This is a genomic window from Pseudomonas sp. AK106 (assembly GCF_053903055.1).
Window position 1 is genome coordinate 2902057 of the sequence record NZ_CP096426.1, and the last position, 20061, is coordinate 2922117.

16 protein-coding genes and 2 pseudogenes are annotated in these 20061 nt (G+C 62.8%); all 18 read right to left on the bottom strand.

All coding sequences use genetic code 11. The annotated features are described in order from the left end of the window. Positions 1 to 61: 61 nt before the first annotated feature. The 18 genes and pseudogenes from phnP to M1E04_RS13070 all read right to left on the bottom strand — a co-directional run bounded on the left by phnP (position 62) and on the right by M1E04_RS13070 (position 19970). Positions 62 to 811 (bottom strand): phosphonate metabolism protein PhnP, encoded by a 750-nt coding sequence (gene phnP, locus M1E04_RS12985; protein WP_456291437.1) that lies wholly within the window; start codon positions 809 to 811, stop codon positions 62 to 64. Then, entirely contained in the window at positions 802 to 1368 is a 567-nt protein-coding gene (gene phnN, locus M1E04_RS12990; protein WP_456291438.1) for a phosphonate metabolism protein/1,5-bisphosphokinase (PRPP-forming) PhnN, read from the bottom strand. Before phnN ends, phnP begins: the two co-directional genes overlap by 10 nt. Beyond that, complete coding sequence (locus M1E04_RS12995) at positions 1368 to 2531, bottom strand: alpha-D-ribose 1-methylphosphonate 5-triphosphate diphosphatase (protein ID WP_456291439.1); 1164 nt, start codon at positions 2529 to 2531, stop codon at positions 1368 to 1370. The genes phnN and M1E04_RS12995 overlap by 1 nt, the downstream gene beginning before the upstream one ends. Beyond that, a complete protein-coding gene (gene phnL / locus M1E04_RS13000; protein ID WP_456291440.1) occupies positions 2525 to 3265 on the bottom strand; it encodes a phosphonate C-P lyase system protein PhnL in 741 nt (246 codons plus the stop codon). The genes M1E04_RS12995 and phnL overlap by 7 nt, the downstream gene beginning before the upstream one ends. A gap of 22 nt (positions 3266 to 3287) precedes the next feature. Continuing rightward, positions 3288 to 4118 carry a phosphonate C-P lyase system protein PhnK gene (gene phnK, locus M1E04_RS13005; RefSeq protein WP_108122489.1) on the bottom strand — a complete coding sequence of 277 codons (831 nt, stop codon included), beginning with the start codon at positions 4116 to 4118 and terminating at the stop codon, positions 3288 to 3290. Further along, the gene (locus tag M1E04_RS13010; RefSeq protein ID WP_456291441.1) at positions 4115 to 4996 is read right to left on the bottom strand and encodes an alpha-D-ribose 1-methylphosphonate 5-phosphate C-P-lyase PhnJ; all 882 of its coding nucleotides are present in this window, start codon (positions 4994 to 4996) and stop codon (positions 4115 to 4117) included. Before M1E04_RS13010 ends, phnK begins: the two co-directional genes overlap by 4 nt. Continuing rightward, entirely contained in the window at positions 4993 to 6066 is a 1074-nt protein-coding gene (locus M1E04_RS13015; protein WP_456291442.1) for a carbon-phosphorus lyase complex subunit PhnI, read from the bottom strand. Before M1E04_RS13015 ends, M1E04_RS13010 begins: the two co-directional genes overlap by 4 nt. Continuing rightward, positions 6066 to 6714 (bottom strand): annotated as a pseudogene (phnH, locus tag M1E04_RS13020) (phosphonate C-P lyase system protein PhnH). The gene M1E04_RS13015 and the pseudogene phnH overlap by 1 nt, the downstream one beginning before the upstream one ends. A 26-nt stretch (positions 6715 to 6740) precedes the next feature. Continuing rightward, a complete protein-coding gene (phnG, locus tag M1E04_RS13025) occupies positions 6741 to 7223 on the bottom strand; it encodes a phosphonate C-P lyase system protein PhnG (RefSeq protein WP_456291443.1) in 483 nt (160 codons plus the stop codon). Positions 7224 to 7237: 14 nt separating this feature from the next. After that, on the bottom strand, positions 7238 to 7945 hold the full coding sequence (phnF, locus tag M1E04_RS13030; protein ID WP_456291444.1) for a phosphonate metabolism transcriptional regulator PhnF: 708 nt from the start codon (positions 7943 to 7945) through the stop codon (positions 7238 to 7240). Between the two features lie 96 nt (positions 7946 to 8041). After that, complete coding sequence (phnE, locus tag M1E04_RS13035; protein ID WP_074887601.1) at positions 8042 to 8830, bottom strand: phosphonate ABC transporter, permease protein PhnE; 789 nt, start codon at positions 8828 to 8830, stop codon at positions 8042 to 8044. A gap of 90 nt (positions 8831 to 8920) precedes the next feature. Further along, positions 8921 to 9925: a phosphonate ABC transporter substrate-binding protein gene (gene phnD / locus M1E04_RS13040; protein WP_192131511.1), complete on the bottom strand. Its 1005-nt coding sequence runs from the start codon at positions 9923 to 9925 to the stop codon at positions 8921 to 8923. Between the two features lie 73 nt (positions 9926 to 9998). Then, positions 9999 to 10832, bottom strand: a complete 834-nt coding sequence (gene phnC, locus M1E04_RS13045; RefSeq protein WP_192131509.1) for a phosphonate ABC transporter ATP-binding protein — start codon at positions 10830 to 10832, stop codon at positions 9999 to 10001. A 997-nt stretch (positions 10833 to 11829) separates the two neighbouring features. Next, the gene (locus M1E04_RS13050) at positions 11830 to 12594 is read right to left on the bottom strand and encodes a methyl-accepting chemotaxis protein (protein WP_410930093.1); all 765 of its coding nucleotides are present in this window, start codon (positions 12592 to 12594) and stop codon (positions 11830 to 11832) included. 93 nt (positions 12595 to 12687) lie between these two features. Next, positions 12688 to 13722, bottom strand: a pseudogene (locus M1E04_RS13055) (HAMP domain-containing protein); the annotation flags it as partial. Positions 13723 to 14359: 637 nt separating this feature from the next. Continuing rightward, on the bottom strand, positions 14360 to 15784 hold the full coding sequence (locus M1E04_RS13060) for an IS1182 family transposase (protein ID WP_456291445.1): 1425 nt from the start codon (positions 15782 to 15784) through the stop codon (positions 14360 to 14362). A gap of 138 nt (positions 15785 to 15922) precedes the next feature. Further along, positions 15923 to 16594: a response regulator gene (locus tag M1E04_RS13065; RefSeq protein WP_456291446.1), complete on the bottom strand. Its 672-nt coding sequence runs from the start codon at positions 16592 to 16594 to the stop codon at positions 15923 to 15925. Further along, positions 16569 to 19970 (bottom strand): ATP-binding protein, encoded by a 3402-nt coding sequence (locus M1E04_RS13070; protein WP_456291447.1) that lies wholly within the window; start codon positions 19968 to 19970, stop codon positions 16569 to 16571. The genes M1E04_RS13065 and M1E04_RS13070 overlap by 26 nt, the downstream gene beginning before the upstream one ends. Between the last annotated feature and the right edge of the window lie 91 nt (positions 19971 to 20061).

The following is a 20061-nucleotide window of genomic DNA, read 5'->3' on the forward strand; positions in this document are numbered from 1 at the left end:
AAGCGACCTGGGCGACAGGAGGTCATAGGATGACTCGCCAACCGTCAACCCCGCGCCCCGGTCAGACCTCCATGGCGTCCCGCGCCACCCGAACATGGTCGGGCAGTTCAGCGGCATGCTCCATCAGCCACGCATCCAGCGTATGCCCGACATGGGTCAGCACCGCTTGCGCGGGCTTGAGCGCTTCAATGATCTGCAGCGCCACATTCACATCATTGTGGTTGCGGGGCGTTTGCGCCTGGGGCGGCATGGAGCAGTCGAGGATCAGCACGTCGAGCGCCTCGCGCTGCAAAAAGGCCTGGGTGTCATGGGGCAAGCCGACGGTGTCGGTGAGGTAGGCGATGCACCTTCCCCCGCCTTCCAGCAGATAACCCAGCGTCGGTTTGGAGTGCAGCAGTGGCAATACGGTGACTTGCAGTTCGCCCAGGGCGCGGCTTTCGAAGGGCATGAAGGGCTGGCTAAAGTCGAGAATGCCGGGGTGCTTGTACAGGTCCGACAGCCCTTCCGGGTCCACCGGGCCGTGCACCGGGATCACCAGGCCCTGACCCCAGCGCAGGTGCAGCAGACCTTGAGCGTGGTCGGCGTGGTAGTGGGTTTGCAGGATGCCGCTGAGGCTGCGCGGCGGGAAGCGCTCGGTGAGGTCGGGCAAGCCACTGTCGATCAGCCAGCGTTGCTCGCCCAGCTCCACCAGCGCGCAACACGGGCGTCGGCGCAGGCGTTGGTCGGCGTGGGCGGCGCGACAGGCTGCGCATTCGCAACCGTAGACCGGCACTTGCCGCGCATCCCCCGTGCCCAGCAGGGTCAGGCGCATGCGGGAGTGCGCTCCAGTCGCTGCAACAGTCGGGCAACCGTTTGCTCCAGCGCGCCGGAGTTGTCGAGCACGATCAACGATGGGTCGCTCTCCTGCACCTCGTCAGCAAATTGCGCGTTGCGCGCCAGCCGGGTTTCGATGTCATCAGCCGATTCCCGCGCCCGACTGAGCAAGCGCTCCCGCAATACCGATTGATCCACTGTCAGCAGCACCACCCACAGCGACGGATAACGCAACCGCGCCTGGGGCAGGTGCCCGCGCGAACCGTTGACCAGCACATCGTGCCCCTCGGCGAGCCATTGATCGATCTCTTTCGGAATGCCGTAATGCAGGCCGTTGGCGAACCAGTCGAGTGCAAACGCGCCCTCGGCCTGCAGCGCCTCGAAGCGCTCGACGCTGACGGCCTGGGCCGCTTCGCCCCTGGCTTCCGCCGACCGGGTGATGACCCGCCGAACGATCCGGCAGTCCCGCGCGGCCAATGCCTCGCGGGCCGCGTCCAGCAGGCTGTCCTTGCCCGAACCCGACGGCCCGATGAGATAGATCAACCTGCCTGCCATCAGAACACCCTCTTCGCTTGTCGCCAGACTTGTTGAATGATTGGCAGTGTGCCCAAAGCCCGGGCGTGGATCAGGTCGGCGCGCAGGCCGACGCGGATTTCGCCGCGATCCTGCAAGCCCGCCGAACGGGCCGGCGCCAGGCTGACCGTGGTCACCGCCCGTGCCAGTCCCGCACCTGTCGACTCATCCGCTGCATCCAACTGAGCGCCCAACGTGAACGCCGCCTGCAACAGGCTGGCCGGATAGTAATCGCTGGAGAGAATATCCAGTAGCCCTTCTTCGGCCAATGTCGCCGCCGCGATGTTGCCCGAGTGCGAACCGCCGCGAACGATGTTCGGCGCGCCCATCAACACGCTCATGCCCAGACGCCGGCAGCCCTGCGCCGCTTCAAGGGTGGTCGGGAACTCGGCGATGCTCATGCCGTAGGCCGCCGACTCCTCGACATGGGCCAGGGTGGCGTCGTCGTGACTGGCGACCGAAAGACCCCGCGCCAGGCAGATGTCGACGATGGCCCGGCGATAACGGTCGCTGTAGGTCTTCGAGTTGGCGACCTGCTCGACGATGAAGGCGTCCATCTGCTCGCTGCTCAGGTGGTATTTGCCCATGTAGTACTCACGGTACTTGGATTCCAGAGCGAACTGGCGCTGGCCCGGCGAATGGTCCATCACCGACACCAGCTGCACCAGCGGCTGCTCGACCAGGTCGCGGAACACGCTCAGGGTGTCGGGGTGGCAGACTTCACAGCGCAGGTGCAGGCGGTGCTCGGCGCGGGTCATGTCGGCAGCGTTTGCCGCGGCGATCGCCTCGATCATGCCCGGCAGTTGCTGCATGCGCTTGCCCTTGGGATTGACGTCGCCGATGGACAGCGCGTCGAACACCGTGGTGATACCCGCCGCGATGATTTGCGCATCGTGGCTCATCACCGCCGAGGCCGACGGCCAGTCCACACCGGGGCGCGGGCTGAGGTGTTTTTCCAGGTTGTCGGTGTGCAGCTCGACCAGCCCGGGCAGCAGGTAATCGCCATTGAGGTTCTGTGCCTGGGGCAACTGGCTGATGCTGTCATCGACTTCGCTGATCAACCCGTCACGCAGCACCACGGTGCCGGTGAAAACGCGCTCGGCGGTAACGATCTTGGCGTGGGTCAGGATCTGTTCGTTCAGCATTGTTCGGTCTCCTTCACGCTCGACGCCATCGACGCCTGCGGGTCAAGGTCGGGCGGGGTCATGTCCAGATGACGGTCGGACACCGCTTCCCGGGCCAGTCGGTCGTGGAAGATGCCGATCACCGCAGCGCCGGCGCCCTTCGCTTCATTGATCAGTTCGAGGACCACCTGACGATTGCCGTCGTCCAGCGACGCGGTCGGCTCGTCCAGCAGCATCACCGGCCACGGCACCATGAAGCCACGGGCGATGTTGACGCGTTGTTGTTCGCCGCCGGAAAACGTACCCGGTGCCAATTGCCACAGCCGCTGGGGAATGTTCAGCCGGGCCAGCAGATGCTCGGCGCGGGCCTCGGCGTCTTCGCGTGTCCAGCCGCGGGCCAGCGCCGGTTCCATGACCACGTCCACAGTGGCGACGCGGGGAATCACCCGCAGAAACTGGCTGACGTAGCCGAGGGTGTGCTGGCGCACTTGCAGCACCTCCCGGGGCGCAGTGCCCACCAGTTCCAGCCATTCGCCCTGATGCTGCACGCGAATGCTCCCGCCGGCCGGCAAGTAGTTGCCGTACAGGGTGCGCAGCAAGGTGCTTTTGCCCGCGCCGGAATGGCCGTGCAGCACCAGGCATTCGCCGCCGCCGACGGAGAAATTCAGGCCGCGCAGCACGTTGAGTACGACGCCGTTCTGCTGGTGCAGGGTGAAGGTTTTCGAGAGGTCACGGACCTCGATCAGAGCGTTCATTCAAGGCATCCCGAAAGTCGGATCATGGCTGCAGCACCGAAGACACCAGCAGCTGAGAATACGGATGTTGCGGGTCATCGAGGATCTGATCGGTCAGGCCGGTTTCCACCACGTGGGAACGGCGCATGACCATCAGTCGATCGGCGAGCAGGCGGGCGACGGCGAGGTCGTGGGTGACGATCACCACCGCCAGGTCCAGCTCGCGCACCAGCCCGCGCATCAGGTCGAGCAGACGCGCCTGCACCGACACGTCGAGGCCGCCGGTGGGCTCATCCATGAACACCAGCCGCGGGCCGGACACCAGATTTCGGGCGATCTGCAAACGCTGCTGCATGCCGCCGGAAAAGGTTCGCGGCAGGTCGTCGATGCGCGCCGGATCGATCTCCACCTGATTGAGCCAGTCCAGGCCCGCCGCCCGCAGCGCCTGATAATTGCGCACGCCCTGGGCCATCAGCCGCTCGCCGATATTGGCCCCGGCCGACACCGCCATGCGCAGGCCGTCGCGAGGGTTCTGCTCAACAAAGCCCCACTCGGTGCGCAGCAAAGTGCGGCGCTCGGCCTCGCTGGCGCTGTACAGGTCCAGCCATTGGCCCGCATTTTTATGGGTGTCGGCGAGGCGGTAATCGATGACCCCGCTGTCGGGCGGGCAGCGGCCGCTGAGCAACGACAGCAGCGTTGACTTGCCCGAGCCGGACTCGCCGACAATGCCCAGCACCTCACCCGGATAAAGCTCGAAGCTGACGTCCTGGCAGCCTTTCTCCGGGCCATACAACTTGGTCAGGCCGCGCACTTTCAGCAGCGGCTGGGTGCGATCGCTGACGGCATCGCGGTCGATCTGTTGAGCAGCATTCATTGCGCGGCCCTCCCCTGACTGACCCGCTGCGCGCAGTAGTCGGTGTCGGAGCAGACGAAACTCTGGGTGCCCTGATCGTCGAGGATCAGCTCGTCGAGGAACGACTCGTGGCTGCCGCAGATGGCGCAGTTGTGCGCCCATTTCTGCACCTCGAAGGGGTGATCCTCGAAGTCCAGGCTGGTGACGCGAGTGAACGGCGGTACCGCATACAGACGCTTTTCGCGACCGGCGCCGAACAGCATCAATGCCGGGCTCATGTCGAGTTTCGGGTTGTCGAATTTGGGGATCGGCGACGGGTCCATGACGTAGCGTTCATCGACGGTCACCGGGTAGGCGTAGGCCGTGGCGATGTGGCCGAAGGTGGCGATGTCTTCGTAGAGCTTGACGTGCATGACGCCGTAATCATTCAGCGCGTGCATGGTGCGGGTCTCGGTTTCCGACGGTTCGATGAAGCGCAGCGGCTCCGGAATCGGCACCTGATAGACCATGATCTGGTCGGCGTGCAGCGGCGTTTCCGGGATGCGGTGGCGGGTCTGGATGATCGTCGCTTCGGGGGTGCGCTCGGTGGTGGCGACACCGGCGGTGCGGGCAAAGAACCGGCGAATCGACACGGCGTTGGTGGTGTCGTCGGCGCCCTGATCGATGACTTTAAGCACGTCTTCGGCGCCGAGGATCGCGGCGGTCAGTTGCATGCCGCCGGTGCCCCAGCCATAGGGCAGCGGCATTTCGCGACCACCGAAGGGCACTTGGTAACCGGGAATCGCCACGGCCTTGAGCAGGCCGCGACGGATCATGCGTTTGGTCTGTTCATCCAGATAGGCAAAGTTGTATGCCTCGTCTCGCGGGGCCTGTGGACGGGGCTGCGTGGCGGCGTTCATTGAGCCGACTCCTTGGAGGGCGTGCGCAGTTTGCGGATCAGCTCCAGTTCGGACTGGAAGTCCACGTAGTGCGGCAGTTTCAGGTGCGAGACGAAACCGGCGGCCTCGACGTTGTCGCAGTGGGCGAGCACGAACTCTTCCTGCTGGGCCGGCGAGACGATTTCCTCGCTGTATTCCCCTGCGCGCAACGAGCGGTCCACCAGCGCCATGCCCATGGCTTTGCGCTCGGCATGCCCGAAGGCCAGGCCATAGCCGCGCGTGAATTGCGGCAGCTCGGTGGCGGAACCGACGAACTGGTTGACCATTTCGCACTCGGTCACCTCAATGGCGCCAATGGAAATCGGAAAGCCCAGCTCTTCCGGCTCGATCCACACCTCCACTTCACCGACGCGAATCTCGCCGGCAAACGGGTGATTGCGGCCGTAGCCCCGCTGGGTCGAATAGCCCAGCGCCAAGAGAAAGCCTTCATCGCCACGGGCCAGAGCCTGCAAGCGTTCGGCGCGACTGGCCGGGTACTCCAGCGGCTCGCGGGTGATGTCGGCGACCGGTGCGCCGGTGTCCTGTTCTTCCTTGATCAGGCCTTCTTTGGCCAGCAATCCCAGCACGCGGGGACAGTCCTGAACGGCTGCATCGGCCTGGGCCTCGGGGCCGGGAAATTCGCCTTCGGCCAGCAAGGTGAAATCCAGCAAACGGTGGGTGTAATCGAAGGTCGGGCCCAGTAGTTGCCCGCCGGGGACGTCCTTGAACGTGGCCGACAGACGCCGGTTGAGCTGCATGGCCGAGGTGTCGATGGGCAGACTGGCGCTGAAGCGGGTCAGCGTGGTGCGGTAGGCGCGCAGCAGGAAGATCGCTTCGACCAGATCGCCGGCCGACTGCTTGATCGCCAGCGCGGCGAGTTCGGCGTCGTACAGCGAGCCTTCGGTCATCACCCGGGCGACGGCGAGCGGCAGTTGCTGACGGATTTGTTCCACGCCCAGTTCGGCGACGGACGTGTCGCCCCGGCGTCGTTTCGCCAGCAGTTTGTGGGCATTGTCGATGGCCTGTTCGCCACCCTTGACGGCAACGTACATCAGACGGCTCCTGTCGACGGTTGAGGGCTGGACGGTTGCAGAGTGGACGGCTGCGGCTTGAACAGCACTTGGGTGCTGCGCGGGAGGCCGAGCAATTCGCTGCCGGCGACGAAGAACACGTCGATCCCGCGGGGGAAGTCATTGCGCGCTTCGCGCTCCTGCCAGAACGCCTCCTGCAACGGCAGGCTGACGTGGTTTTTTGCTTTCGATCCCCGGCCCGCGCCAGGCCAGTTGCGTGCCTCCCTGCAGACTCGGCAACTGGACCAGCAGCGTGCAGGACTGGTCGGGATAGCGATCGTTGCCCAGGTCGAAACCGCTGAGGTCGTGCAACTGGCTGTCGTCGAGCAGCGCGAAGCGGGCGTTCTGCCGGTCGCTGACGATGGGGCAGCCACAATGGAAGGTCAGGTTGGCGCGGATGGCCTGGGTGTCGAACTTCGGCGCGAGCCACAGCGGCGTGTCGATGTCCAGCAAGGCCAGGCACAGGGCGTGACTGGCCGCGGCGAGGCCTTCAAGGTGCGGCGGGGTTTGCGTAGCGAGCAGGCTTTGCGCGACACCGGGGCCGGCCAGGGCCTTGAGCGCGGCGCGAAAACTGCGCTGGGCATCCAGCACCGGATCGGTGAATGTCGGCTGCAACAGCGAGGCGGGCAAGGATTGAGTGGCGAGAGAGGTGCTCATCAGTTTTCTCCTCTGACCAGGGTGAAGAAGTCCACTTTGGTCGCGGCGGTTTCGGCTTGTTGTTGGGCCCGGCGCAGGTCCTGCGCACGGGCCAGCGGGTCGATCAGGTCGCTGATCCAGTGGGCCTGTTGCGCGCCCTGCAAATGGGCGTCGGCCAGGGCGGCGAGCTCGGCGTGGGCCTTGTCGCGCCCCGCCAGGTAGCTGAAGCCGGTGCGGCCATCGGCCAGGCGCACCACACAGCGGGTCACGGTCATCTCGCCGACGTTGAACGGCGCGCCGCTGCCGCCCATGCGGCCCCGCACCAGGGTCATGCCGATTTCCGGCGCGCGGATCAGTTGGTAGTCGGCGTCACGCAGGGCGGCTTCGTGGGCCTGCAGTTCGGCGCGGCGGCTGCGCGACAGCACGCCGATCCAGTGCTGGCGAGCGGCATGGTCGGGTGCCGGGGCGTCGGCCGGGTTGGAGGAAACGGGTGTGGCAGTCATCGAGGGCATCTCCATCAGGTGACGATCTGATACTGGAAGCGGTCGGAGCGGCTGGTGGAATGGGCAATCTCCACCGGGTTTCCGTGCGCATCGTGGGAAAGGGTCAGCACCGTCAGCGCCGGCAAGTGGCGCGGCATCAGCAGCACACTGGCCTCTTCGCGACTGGGCAGGCGCGCGCCGATCAGGCTGAAGGTCCGGGTCAACGGCAACTGTCGTTCGGTGAGGAACTGGCGCACCGAGCCGCTGACGTAGTCGGCGATCAACGACGCGCGGGTGGCGCAGTAACGGTGGCGAATCAGGCAGACCGGCTGGCCGTCGAGGCGGCGCAGGGTTTGCAGTTCGATCAGCGGCGCGTGGGGTTCGAGGCCCAGATGCGCGGCCTCCTCCATCGTCGCCGTGCAGTGCCGGCGTTGCAGCAGCACCGCTTCGACGCCGTGGCCAAGCGCGGCGAGGGATTCGCTGTAGGCACTGCCGGCGGCGACCGGGTACACCAGCGGACGGCCCAGCACTTGGGTGCCTTTGCCCTGTCGGCGCAGCAGGCTGCCTTCGCGCACCAGTTCGTCGATGGCCCGGCGCACGGTGTGGCGGTTGACCTCGAAGCGCGCGGCCAGCTGGACTTCGGCGGGCAGGTATTCGCCGGCGGTGTAGCGGTCGAGTTCACTGCGCAGGGTCTGCGCCAGTTCGCGGTATCTGGGTTCACGCTGCAGGGGTTCACGGGTCATGGATTCACGGGGCAATGAGCCGCGGTTCATCGTGTCGGTTTGTCTAGACAACTGCATGGCTAAAAAAAGGGTTCGCACCCTCTCCTGTCGTGGTCGTTAGATGAACTGCTTGCGCAGGCGCTGGGAGAAAATGTCGATGACGCTCACCACCACGATGATCACCAGCAGCACCGAGCAGGTCTGGGTGAACTGGAAGGCGCGGATGTTTTCCCAGAGGATCACGCCGATCCCGCCGGCACCGACCATCCCCACCACCGTCGCCGAGCGCACGTTGGATTCGAAGCGGTACAGCGCGTAGGAAATCCACAGCGGCATGACTTGGGGGATGACCCCGAAGATCACTTCCTGCAAGGCACTGGCGCCGGTGGCACGAACGCCTTCAACGGGACCGGGATCGATCGCTTCCACCGCTTCGGCGAACAGCTTGGCGAGCACGCCGGTGGTGCTGATCCACAACGCCAGGACACCGGCAAACGGGCCCAGGCCGACAGCGACCACGAAGAGCATGGCGAAGACCATTTCGTTGATCGAGCGGAAGGCATCCATGACCCGGCGCAATGGCTGGTGAATCCACCACGGCGTGATGTTGTCGGCGCAGAGAATGCCCAGCGGTACCGAGCAGACGATCGCCAGCAGCGTGCCCCAGAGGGCGATCTGCACCGTGACGATCATTTCCTTGAGGTACGCGCGCCATTCGTGGAAGTCAGGCGGGAAGAAGTCGGCGGCGAAGGTCGCCATGTTGCCGGAGTCGCGGTACAGCGCCAGCGGGTTCATTTCCGCGCCGTGCCAGGCCCAGGCCATCATCGCCAGGAACAGGCCCCAGCCCAGGTATTGCGGCCAGCTGCGCTTGCCGGCGGCTTCGATGTAAGCAGCGTGAGTGGTCATAAAAAGTCCGGTTGCGAACGGATGAAGCGTCATGACTGGCGCGCCGTGCCTGCACGGGGTTGGTCCCCACAGGCAGGCGCGCCCCGTGCATCAACCCGCCTTGGCGGTGCCTTGTTTTTCCAGCTCGGAAATACGGTCCTGCAGCTTGGTCAGCCCGGCGTCGATGTCTTTCAGGCGGGTGGCCTTCTCTTCGGCGCTGAGGGTGGTGCTGGCCGTGGTTTCGGTCTTCTGCTTGAACAGCTCGAGCTGGCGGATGGTCAGCAACTGGTCGTCCGAGGACTTGAGGAACTTGCCCATCTGCATGTTCTTCAGCACGGCCTTTTCTTCGTCGGTGTCGCCGTAGTTGGCGAAGAAATCGCGGATCTTGTTCTTGTCCGCGTCCGACAGGCCCTTGCGCCAGACCATCGGGTCGGCGGGGATCAGCGGCGATTTCCAGATGACCTTGAGCATGGCGGCCTTGTCCGGCTGGGTGACTGCCAGACGGTCCCAGCTCTCGGTGTTGAAGGTGGCGACGTCCAGTTGCCCTTTGGCTACGCTGAGGGCGTTGACTTCATGGCTGGAGTTCAGCGTGCGTTTGAAGGCGGTGGCAGCGTCTACGTGGTTCTGCGCGAAGACGTAGTAGCCCGGCACAAGATAGCCCGAGGTGGAGTTCGGGTCACCGTTGCCGAAGGTCAGTTCCTTGGCGTGCTTGAGCATGTCCTCGACCGAATTGATCGGGCTGTCCTTGCGCGCAATGATCACGCTCCAGTACCCGGGCGCACCGTTGGCAGCAGCGGTCTGGGCAAAGATCTCGCCGCCGGAACGGTCCACCGCTTCCATGGCCGCCTTGTTGCCGAGCCAGGCCACATCGACCTTGTTGAAGCGCATGCCCTGGATCAGGCCGGCGTAGTCGGAGGCGAAGGTGGCGTTGACTTTAAGCCCGGTCTTTTTCGTCATGTCGTCGAGGAACGGCTGCCAGACGCTCTTCAGGTTCTGCGACGACTCAGTGGACATGATGCCGAAGTTGATGACGTTGTCATCAGCCTGCGCAGTGCCCATCAGGCAACCGGCGACGACAGCGGCAGACGCGAAGACGCGCCCGATACGGTTCAACATGGGGAACTCCCGGAGCTGGGTTGGTTGTTGGGGTGTTGTCTGGTTTATGTGGTTTGTCAGTGCCGCAACTGAATCAGGCGCGGGCCATCAGCAGTTGGGGCGGTCGTTCGGTGTTCCGCGCGCTGCCGTCGAACATCAGGCTGGTGTCAGCGTCGGCGCCGTACAGGTCGTTGAGAAACTGGCTGTTGAGCTCGGCGCCGTTGCCGTCGAAGTGAATGCGCCCGCCCTTGAGTGCCACGGCACGCGGGCAATAGCGCACGGCGTAATCCACCTGATGCAGGGTGACAACGACGGTCTTGCCGTCCCGGCGATTGATGTCGGCGAGGATTTCCATGACCTTGCGCGCGGACTCGGGGTCGAGGGAGGCAATGGGTTCGTCGGCAAGAATCACTTCGGCCTGCTGGGTCAGCGCGCGGGCAATGGCCACCCGCTGCTGCTGGCCGCCGGACAGGGTCGAGGCCCGCTGCGGCGCCAGATCGGCAAGGCCGACGCGGTCAAGGTTGGCCATGGCCCGGGCTTTCTCCTCGGCGTTGAACAGGCCGAGGCTTCCACGCCAGCGCGGCATGCGACCCAGGCAGCCGAGCAGGACGTTGTCGAGTACGCTGAGGCGATTGACCAGATTGAATTGCTGAAAGATGTAGCCGATATCCGCGCGCAGGCGACGCACCTTGCCGTTGAGCCGTCCCGAGGCCTGCACTTCACGACCCAGCACCTGGACGCTGCCGCCATTGCTGCGGTCGCAACAGGCCAGCCCGGCCAGGTGACGCAACAGCGTGGATTTACCGGACCCGGACGCGCCGATCAGCGCGACCATCTCCCCGTGTTGTATAGACAATGCAAGGTCAACCAAAGCGGTCTTTCGGGCGAAGGTCTTGTTGAGGCGGTCGACGTGGATGGCTGCGGTCATGGGCTTCTCTGGTTTTGTGATTCCAGCGTCCTGCCGGGAGTGAATGATCAGCCGCACGACCGTCCATGGCCGCGTTCGGTGCGAGTGACATTAGGGGCAGCCTGTGGCAGTTCCATGAACCGACGATGACTGTGGGATTGCACTTCGGAGACGGTTTGAGGGGAGATATTTCGCGGGACTTGTGGACAGGTCGACGTGCAACGGCGGTCTAGCCGCCGTGCGGGCTAGACAAGTTGGACGGATGCGAAAGGCGGGATGGGGGTGTTAAAAGCAAGCCTGAAACAAATAATTCGTGCCGTTGGTCCGTTGGCACACCGCGATGCCGCGGGGGCACTGGCTTTAGCCGGGAAGGCGTCAGATGTCACGCGGCGGAATTTAGGGTGTGCAGACCGACCTCTTCCCGGCTGAAGCCGGTCCCACTATGGAAATGCATTTCGACCGTAGAACTGGTTTTAGCTGGGAAGGCGTCGGATGGCGCGCTGCAGAATTGAGGGTTTGGAGACTGGTCTCTTCCCGGCTGAAGCCGGTCCCACAAGATCACCGCATCCCGTCAGTGAGGCCTGTGACGCGGAGCGTCAGGGAATGCATTCCCACGCGGAGCGTAGGGAACGATCCAATGTTGGCGTCTGAGCTAACCTCTTCCCGGCTAAAGCCGATCCTACTACGCGTGCTTTGATCTGCTTTTGATCTTGAAACACAAATAGTTCAGACAACGCCCATCGCGACTTGGGTGCAGGCTGAACGTAGACGACGCGTAGTGGGCCGAGCCGCAGGGATGCGGCGAGAGCGCCGTCAGGACATGGATGTCCGTTCGGCGCGGGCCCACGGAGCGTCGTCGGAGTGAGGGTATTCCGACGAAGGAGGAACCAAGCCAGGAGCAAGCACCCTTGGTTACTTGGGGTGCTTTTCCAAGTAACTCGCCGAAGGCGAAACAGAGGCCCTTAGGCCGACGCTCTTGATCTTGATCTTGATCTTGATCTAGATCTTGATCTTGCGTCTAGATCCTGAAGGTCCCCACCAAATGCTGCAGCCGCGCCGTCTGATGCTCCAAGTGCGCACAAGCATCAAGAGTGGACTTCAGATTATCGACCCCCTCCTGATTCAGCGTATTGATCTCGGTAATGTCCACGTTGATCGCCTCAACCACCGCCGTCTGCTCCTCGGTCGCCGTCGCCACCGACTGATTCATCCCATCGATCTCACTGATCCGGCGGGTCACGCTATTGAGCCGTTCGCCCGCCTGATTGGCGATCGTCACACTGTTCTCGCTCTGGCGCTGACTCTCGGTCATGTTGATCACCGCGTCCCGCGCGCCCACCTGCAATTCCTCAATCATCCCCTGCACCTGCTGCGCCGAATCCTGGGTGCGGTGCGCCAGGTTCCTCACCTCGTCCGCCACCACCGCAAAACCACGACCCGCTTCCCCTGCCCGCGCCGCTTCGATGGCGGCGTTGAGCGCCAGCAAGTTGGTCTGCTGAGAGATACCGGTGATCACTTCCAGAATCTGCCCGATGTTCGCGGTCTTGTTGTTCAGCGTCTCGATGTTGGCACACGACTCGCTGATCTTCTCGGACAGCTGGTTCATCGCCTTGATCGTCTGACTGACAACGCCCTGGCCTTCGCTGGCCAGTTGCGTGGCGTCGCTGGAATGCTGCGACGCCAGCGCGGCGTTCTGGGCGATTTCCTGGGCGGCGGCGCCGAGCTGATTGATCGCCGCGGCCACACTGCTGGTGCGGCTGGTCTGCTGATCGGAATTGCCCATCGACGAGTTCGAGGCCCCGACCACGCGCGCCGCGACTTCCCCCAGTTGCCCGGCGGTCGACGCCACTTCGCGGATCGAGCTGTGAATACGCTCCACGAAACGGTTGAACGACTGCGCCAGCGCGCCGAACTCATCCTGGGACACGATGGCCAGACGCATGGTCAGGTCACCCTCGCCGTCGGCAATGTCCTGCATCGCCCGGCCCATCTGGTGCAACGGCTGCATCAGTACGCGGATCAACAGCCCCAGCAGCACCATGATGATCGCCACGGCAATGACCATGGCGAGAATCGCGGACGAGCGGAATTCGCTGAGCATCGAGTAGGCCGCGTCGCGGTCCAGCACCAACGCCACGTACCAGTTAGCCGACGAGAGCCCTTCCACCTTGGTGAACGAGATGATCTGCGCCTTGCCGCCGGACTCGATTTCCGCCACGCCCGGCGCGATGGTCGGTGCGCCGTTCGGGTAGGCCTCGCTGACATTCTTCAGGATCAGCTTGGTGTCCGGGTGGATCAGAATCTTGCCGTCAGCACTGACGATGTACGCATAACCATGGCCGCCGAAGTTCAGCGAGTTGATGGTCTTGCTGATGGCGTCCAGGGAAATGTCCGCGCCCGCGACGCCGATCATCTGCCATTGCTGGCGCACCGGCGTGGCCAGTGTCACCACCAGCTTGCCCGACGACGCGGCGATGTACGGCTCAGTCACGATGATGCCCTGCGCCGCATCGGCCGCCTTGTACCAGCCACGGGCACGGGGGTCATAGTCGGCCGGGCGGTTGCCCGTGGGCACGGAAAACATCACGCCGTCCTTGCTGCCGAAATAACTGAGCTGGAAGTTGTCCGGGTAAACCGGCAGACCGATCGCCCGTTGCAGGCTGGTCACCGCCGGACCGTCAACCGCGATCTGCTGGGCCATGGAGTTGAGCAACTGCGTGCGGCTGTCGAGCCAGGTTTGAATGTTTTGCGTGGTCAGGCTGCCCATCTGTTGAAGTTCGGAGGCGACGCTGTTCTTCAGGGTTTCGCGCTGGCGAAAGTCGTTCACCAGAATGAAACACGAGAAGGCAACTACCACGATGAGTGCAGCGGCCAGCAGGATCTTTTTGCTGAAACCCAGACGTTTGATCATATGCGTGTGTCCATAACCAGAGATGACAGCGACGAGAGTGCGATGCCGATAGGTGCGCTGCGCTTTGCACGAGGGCTGCAAGAACGAGAAGGCACGGCCTGAACATGTTTCGGCTGGGAAGACGGGGAATTTAGGGCCGGTGAGTAATGAAGATCGGGAGTGGTTATTTGAGGGGTTAATCGATTCAGCTTCTATCCAAACGCGGGGCGTTTACGGGTTGGCTGGATCCAAAGATTGAGGGTGTGCAGCCTGGCGCCCTCCCGGCTGAAGCCGGTCCTGCACAAGCACCTCATCCCGTCAGTGAGACCTGTGACGCGCGGGGACACGGGGACACGGGGACACGGGGACAGATTAATTTACGGTGAAGCGCTGTAAATAAATCAGTCCCCATTAATCCCTGTAAATAAATCAGTCCCCATTAATCAAGTCCCCATTAATCAATACCGCAGAATTGGCAGCGCTCAAGCCGGCCTCTTCCCGGCTAAAGCCGGTCCCACAAGGAGACCGGGTGCAGCCAGTGGGATTGGCTCTGACTGTACAGACCGTGTGAAAACCAGCTACTCAGCAGCTAACCAAAAAAAATGCCCCGATCAACTCGGGGCATTTTCCATTTATACAGAGAAGAAAAAGACCTTCCTCAGGCCAGTAACTCCATCATTCGGCGCACACCCAGCACGTTGATCGCTCTTTTCAGGTTGTAGGCGTTCACCGCCAGCGCCATTTCCGTTCGCGCACCTTTGAGCTGGCGAAGCAGGAACCGGCCATTGCCGTAAATCCATTGTTTGAGGTTGCCAAACGGGTGCTCAACGATGCTTCGTCGAGCCTCGACGATTTCCGGGTGGGCCTGCATTCGCAGCGCCATTCGCTCAAATGCATCTTCATAGGCATGACGTGTGATCGAGCGGTATTTGGTCTTGGTGCATTGGTTTTTAAGGGCGCAGGATCCACAAGCGCCAGCGCTGGCGCGGTAGAAACGCTTTCCCTTGTTCAACTGAACCAGCGTCAGCAAATGGCCTGTCGGGCATTGATAACGATCATTTTCCCGATCATAGGTGAAGTCTTCCCGACGGAAAAACGAGGGCTCTTCGACCTTGCTGTTGATGGTTCGATTGATCGGTACATACGCTGTGATGCCCGCGTCGTCGCAGGCTTGGAAGTGCTTGCCGCTGGAGTATCCAGCATCAGCCGTGACGGTCAGATTCGGCTGTTCCAGCACTTCCTGAGTCGCTTTTGCCATCGGCTCCAGTTGCTTGCGATCGTCGCTATCCTGAGTGACTTCGTGGTGCACGATCAGGCTGTTTTCAGCGTCGACTGCGGTCTGCACGTTGTAGGCAACGGCCATGCCCTGCGGGGCTCGCATCATCCGCGCATCGCTTTCGGTGCTGATGAATTGCGTGATTTGCAGCTCGTCCATCAGTGCCTGGCAGGTCAGGTTGTCGTCCCGCTTGGCGGTCAGTTTTGCCAGCACCGTTTTAACAGCGCTTCGATCCACAACCTCTTCATTTTCGTCGCGATCCGCGCTATCCAAATCCTCCAGATATTTCGCTATCCGGCGATCAAGTTTTTCCTGATCGCGCTTGAGGTGCTTGGTGCTGATGTGACGACGGGCCGAGGCTACGGCCTTGAATTTGCTGCCATCAATAGCAACCAGATCACCTTTTACCAGGCCTGCCGAACGGCAGAACTGAACAAACGCGCGGCACGTTGCGGAGAACGCAGTGGCGTTATCTTTGCGGAAGTCGGCGATGGTTTTGAAGTCCGGCGCGAGGCGGTTGAGCAGCCACATGACTTCGATGTTGCGTTGGCACTCAGCCTCAAGCCGGCGCGAAGACCGTATGCGCTGGAAGTAGCCGTAGATGTAGAGTTTGAGCAGGTCGGCGGGGTTGTAGGGCGGACGTCCGTTGCCCTTGGGAATAGCTTTATCGAACCCCAGAACCCTGAGATCCAGGCGCGAAACATAGGCGTCAATGACTCGGACAAGATGGTCTTCGGGAATGACTTCGTCGATGGAAACCGGAAACAGGCTGGTCTGGTTTCGAGATTCGCCCTGGATGTACGCCATAAGAAAATGCCCCGCATCTTTCGATGCGGGGCATTTTCTTAGATCTGAGGCAGGTTGGCTAGGTTTTCACACAGTCTGTGTAGGACCGGCTTCAGCCGGGAAGCTCTTGATCTGCTTTTGATCTTCGTATCCCGGGGATCACACCCGCTCGGTCATTGCCGCCATGGCCACGGAGGTGGCGGCGGTGCGGGTTTCGACGCCCAGTTTGATGTAGATGTGTTCCAGGTGTTTGTTCACCGTTCGCGGACTCAGTTGCAGGATGTCGGCGATGTCTTTGTTGGTTTTGCCGAAGGACACCCAGCGCAGCACTTCGATTTCCCGGTCGGTGAGCTGGAAGCGACGGGACAGTTTGCCGTAGGCGGATTTGTCTTCGAACGTCACCGGCTGCGACGCCGTGCGGGCGGTGTGCAGGATGCGCGCGGTGCGCAAATGCGACGCGACCCGGGCCAGCATTTCAGCGCACTCGATCGGCTTGGTGACGTAGTCGATAGCGCCTGCCTCGAAACCCTGGACCACGTGCTCGCTGTCGGTCAGCGCGGTCATGAACAGCACGGGGATGTTGGCGGTGTCCGGTTGCGCCTTGATCAGGCGGCAAGTGTCGAAGCCGTTCAGGCCGGGCATCATCGCGTCCAGCAGAATCAGGTCCGGACGCCGACGCTGGATGCGAGTCAACGCGCTGTGCCCGTCCAGCGCCACCAGCACCATGTACCCCGCCTCGTCCAGGGCATCGGACAGCAGCGCCAGGTTATCGGGTACGTCATCGACGATCAGGATGACGCCGTTTTCAGCGGCTCGGGTCATGGCGTCCATTAAGGGCCTCCTTCAATTGAAGACTGAGTTCATCCAAGCGAAAACCTGACGCCAGGGTTCGCAGGCGGGTGACAAAGCCGGTGCTGTGGGTGTTCTCGCGCTCGATGGCGTCGAGTTTTTGTTGGATGCCGCGGATATAGCCCAGGCCGCACAGCTCATACAGCTCTTCCAGATCTTCGCGCGACGGCAACACCACCGGCGTTTGCACGAGCAACGGGGCGCTGCGCAAACGCCGCTGCCAGGTCAGTTGCAGATGGTGCTGAATCCGGTCCAGCAGTTGCGGCAAATGCAGGGGTTTGGCCAGGTAGTCATTGCACACCTGCAGGCTGCGTTCCTTGTCATCGGCGAAGGCATTGGCATTGGCCGACAGCACGATGATCGGCGCCAGGGACAGCGCGTTGCGGCGGATCATACGGCTGGTCGCCCAACCGTCCATGTCCGGCATGGACAGGTCCATCAGGATCAGGTCCGGGTGCAACAGCGACACCTGCCTGACCGCCTCTTGCCCGTTGGCCGCCTGAGCCACCTCAAAACCCAGGGGCATGAGCATGCCGCTGATGACCTTGCGGTGCTCGATGTGATCGTCCACCACCAGAATCAGCCGGCGCGGACCGTCGTAACCGATGACGTCGTGGTTGACGTCGATGATCGCCTTGGGCACCCGCACTTCGGACAGGAACAGCCGCACCTGAAACCGCGTGCCTTCCTCCGGTTGACTGCTGACGAACAAGGCGCCGCCCATCAGCGCCGTGAGCATCCGCGTGATGGTCAGCCCCAGGCCCACGCCGTTGTCCTGGCGTACCAGCCCGCCCCGTTCGAACGGCTGAAAAATCCGTTCGATCTGATCCGGCGCGATGCCGATTCCGGTGTCGATGATGTCGAAGGTCGCGGTCTCGCGCCGGTAACTGACCCGCAGGCAGACTTCCCCGCTGTCAGTGAAGTTGATCGCGTTGCCCAGCAGGTTGATCAGAATCTGCCGCACCCGCTTCTCGTCACCGCGCACCACTTCCGGCATGCGCCCGATCAGCTCCAGGCGAAAGTGCAGGCCTTTTTCCCGGGCCGGGCTGGCGAACATTTTCTCAAGGTCGTCGAGAAACTCCTGGAACAGGATTTCCGTCGGCTCCAGTCGCAGCTTGCCGGCTTCGATCTTGGCCACGTCCAGCAGGCCGTCGATCAGCGACAACAAATGCGAACTGCTGCGCATGATGGTCGCCAGGGAATCCAGATGTTTGCTCGGGGTGGCGCTGTCCCGTTGCAGGATCTGGGTGAAACCCAGAATGCTGTTGAGCGGTGTGCGCAGTTCGTGGGAAAGCCCGGTGACATAGCGGCTCTTGGCGGCGTTGGCGGCCTCCGAGGCTTCCTTGGCTTCCTGCAACGCCTGATCGGTTTTGTGGTGCGCCTCGATTTCCTGCATCAGCAACGCGGTCTGCCGCTCGGATTCTTCCAGGGCCACGCGCCGGCTCTCCCGGGTCAGCACCACCCACCAGGCCAGTACGCCGGCGAACACGCAAAAGGTCAGGAACGCCTTGAGAAACGCCAGCATCAGGGTGTGATGCACTTGCGGCGATTGATCGATCAAGCCGTGTGAGACCTGGCTGTAAATCATCGTCAGCGCCCCGGTCAGGGTCAGCACCAACACGGTGAGCAGGCCCAGGTAGTGCGCCAGCCGGGTGTGCAGGTATTGGCGTGGCAAGCGGGGCAGCAGGCGGGCGATCAGGTCCTCGAACTGCGTCGACAGCCGCGAGCGGGTTTTGCATTGATCGCCGCAGCGGGCGTCCAGGGAACAGCACAACGAGCAGATGGGCGAACCGTAGGCCGGGCACCAGGCCATGTCCGGGGTTTCGAAACGGTTGCTGCACACGCCACAGCGCAGGCTGGTCTGGCGGCCGAGGGGGAACAGCAAACCGGGGTCGCTGTCCCGGGAGATGTAGTAACGGCCTTGGGTCAGCCAGGCGATCAACGGCGCCGCGATCAGGGCGCTGGTCAGGGAAATCAGCGGCGGCGCAGCCCGGGCCACCTCCCCCAGCGCACCGAAATGGGCGCACATCGACAGCAGTGACGCAATAAACATCGCGCCGACGCCCACCGGGTTGATGTCGTACAGGTGCGCGCGCTTGAATTCGATGTGCTTGGGCGAGAGGCCGAGGGGTTTGTTGATCACCAGATCGGCCACCAGCGCGCCGATCCAGGCGATGGCGACGTTGGCATACAGGCCGAGCACTTCCTCGATGGCGTCGAACACGCCCAGCTCCATGAGGATCAAGGCGATAGCGACGTTGAACACCAGCCAGACCACCCGGCCCGGATGGCTGTGGGTGACCCGGGCGAAGAAGTTTGACCAGGCCAGAGACCCGGCATAGGCGTTGGTCATGTTGATCTTGATCTGGGAAATGATCACGAACAGCACCATGGCCGCCAGCGCCCATTCCGGGGAGGCAAACACGTAGTTGAACGCCACCAGGTACATCTGCGTCGGCTCGGCCGCGCGTTCGATCGGCACTTGGTGTTGCAGGGCGAGAAAGGCAAGAAAGGCGCCGGCCATGATTTTCAGGCCGCCGGGGATGACCCAGCCGGGCCCGGCCATCAGCAGCGCGGCCCACCAGCGCTTGCGGTTGCGGCGGGTTTTTTCCGGCAAAAAGCGCAGGTAGTCCACCTGCTCGCCGATCTGGGTCACCAGGGACAACGCCACGCTGAACGCGGCGCCGAACAGCAGCAGATTGAACGTGCCGCCCTCGCCCTCCCGGCCGGCAAAGGTGGTGAGGTCGGCCAGCGCGTCGGGGTTTTTCCAGATCACGAACACGTACGGCACGATCAGCAACGTCAGCCACAAGGGTTGCGACCACATTTGCAGGCGGCTGATCAGGGTGATGCCGTAGGCCACCAGCGGGATGACGATGATTGAGCAGATCACGTACGCCAGCGCCAGCGGAATGTGGGTGTACAGCTCCAGCGCCAGGGCCATGATCGCCGCTTCCAGGGCGAAAAACAGGAAGGTGAAACTGGCGTAGATCAACGAGGTGATGGTCGAGCCGATGTAGCCGAAGCCGGCGCCTCGCGTCAGCAGGTCCATGTCCACGCCATAGCGCGCGGCGTAGTAGCTGATGGGCAGCCCGGTGAGGAAGATCACCACCGTCATGGCGATGATGGCCCATAAGGTGTTGGTGAAGCCGTAGCTCATGACCAGCGCGCCGCCGATGGCTTCCAGCGCCAGGAACGACACGGCCCCGACAGCGGTGTTGGCGATGCGGAATTCCGACCATTTGCGAAAGGACTTGGGCGTGAAACGCAACGCGTAGTCTTCCATGGTCTCGTCGGCGACCAGACGATTGTAATCGCGGCGCACCTTGATGATGCGTTGAGAGCCGGAGGGGCGCACTGAGTGGTTCCTGATGAGAAAGAGCGAATTCGCCACTCACCGTCCTTGCTGGCGCGAAACTGAGACCTGTGTTTAAACAGCAACTTCTGTG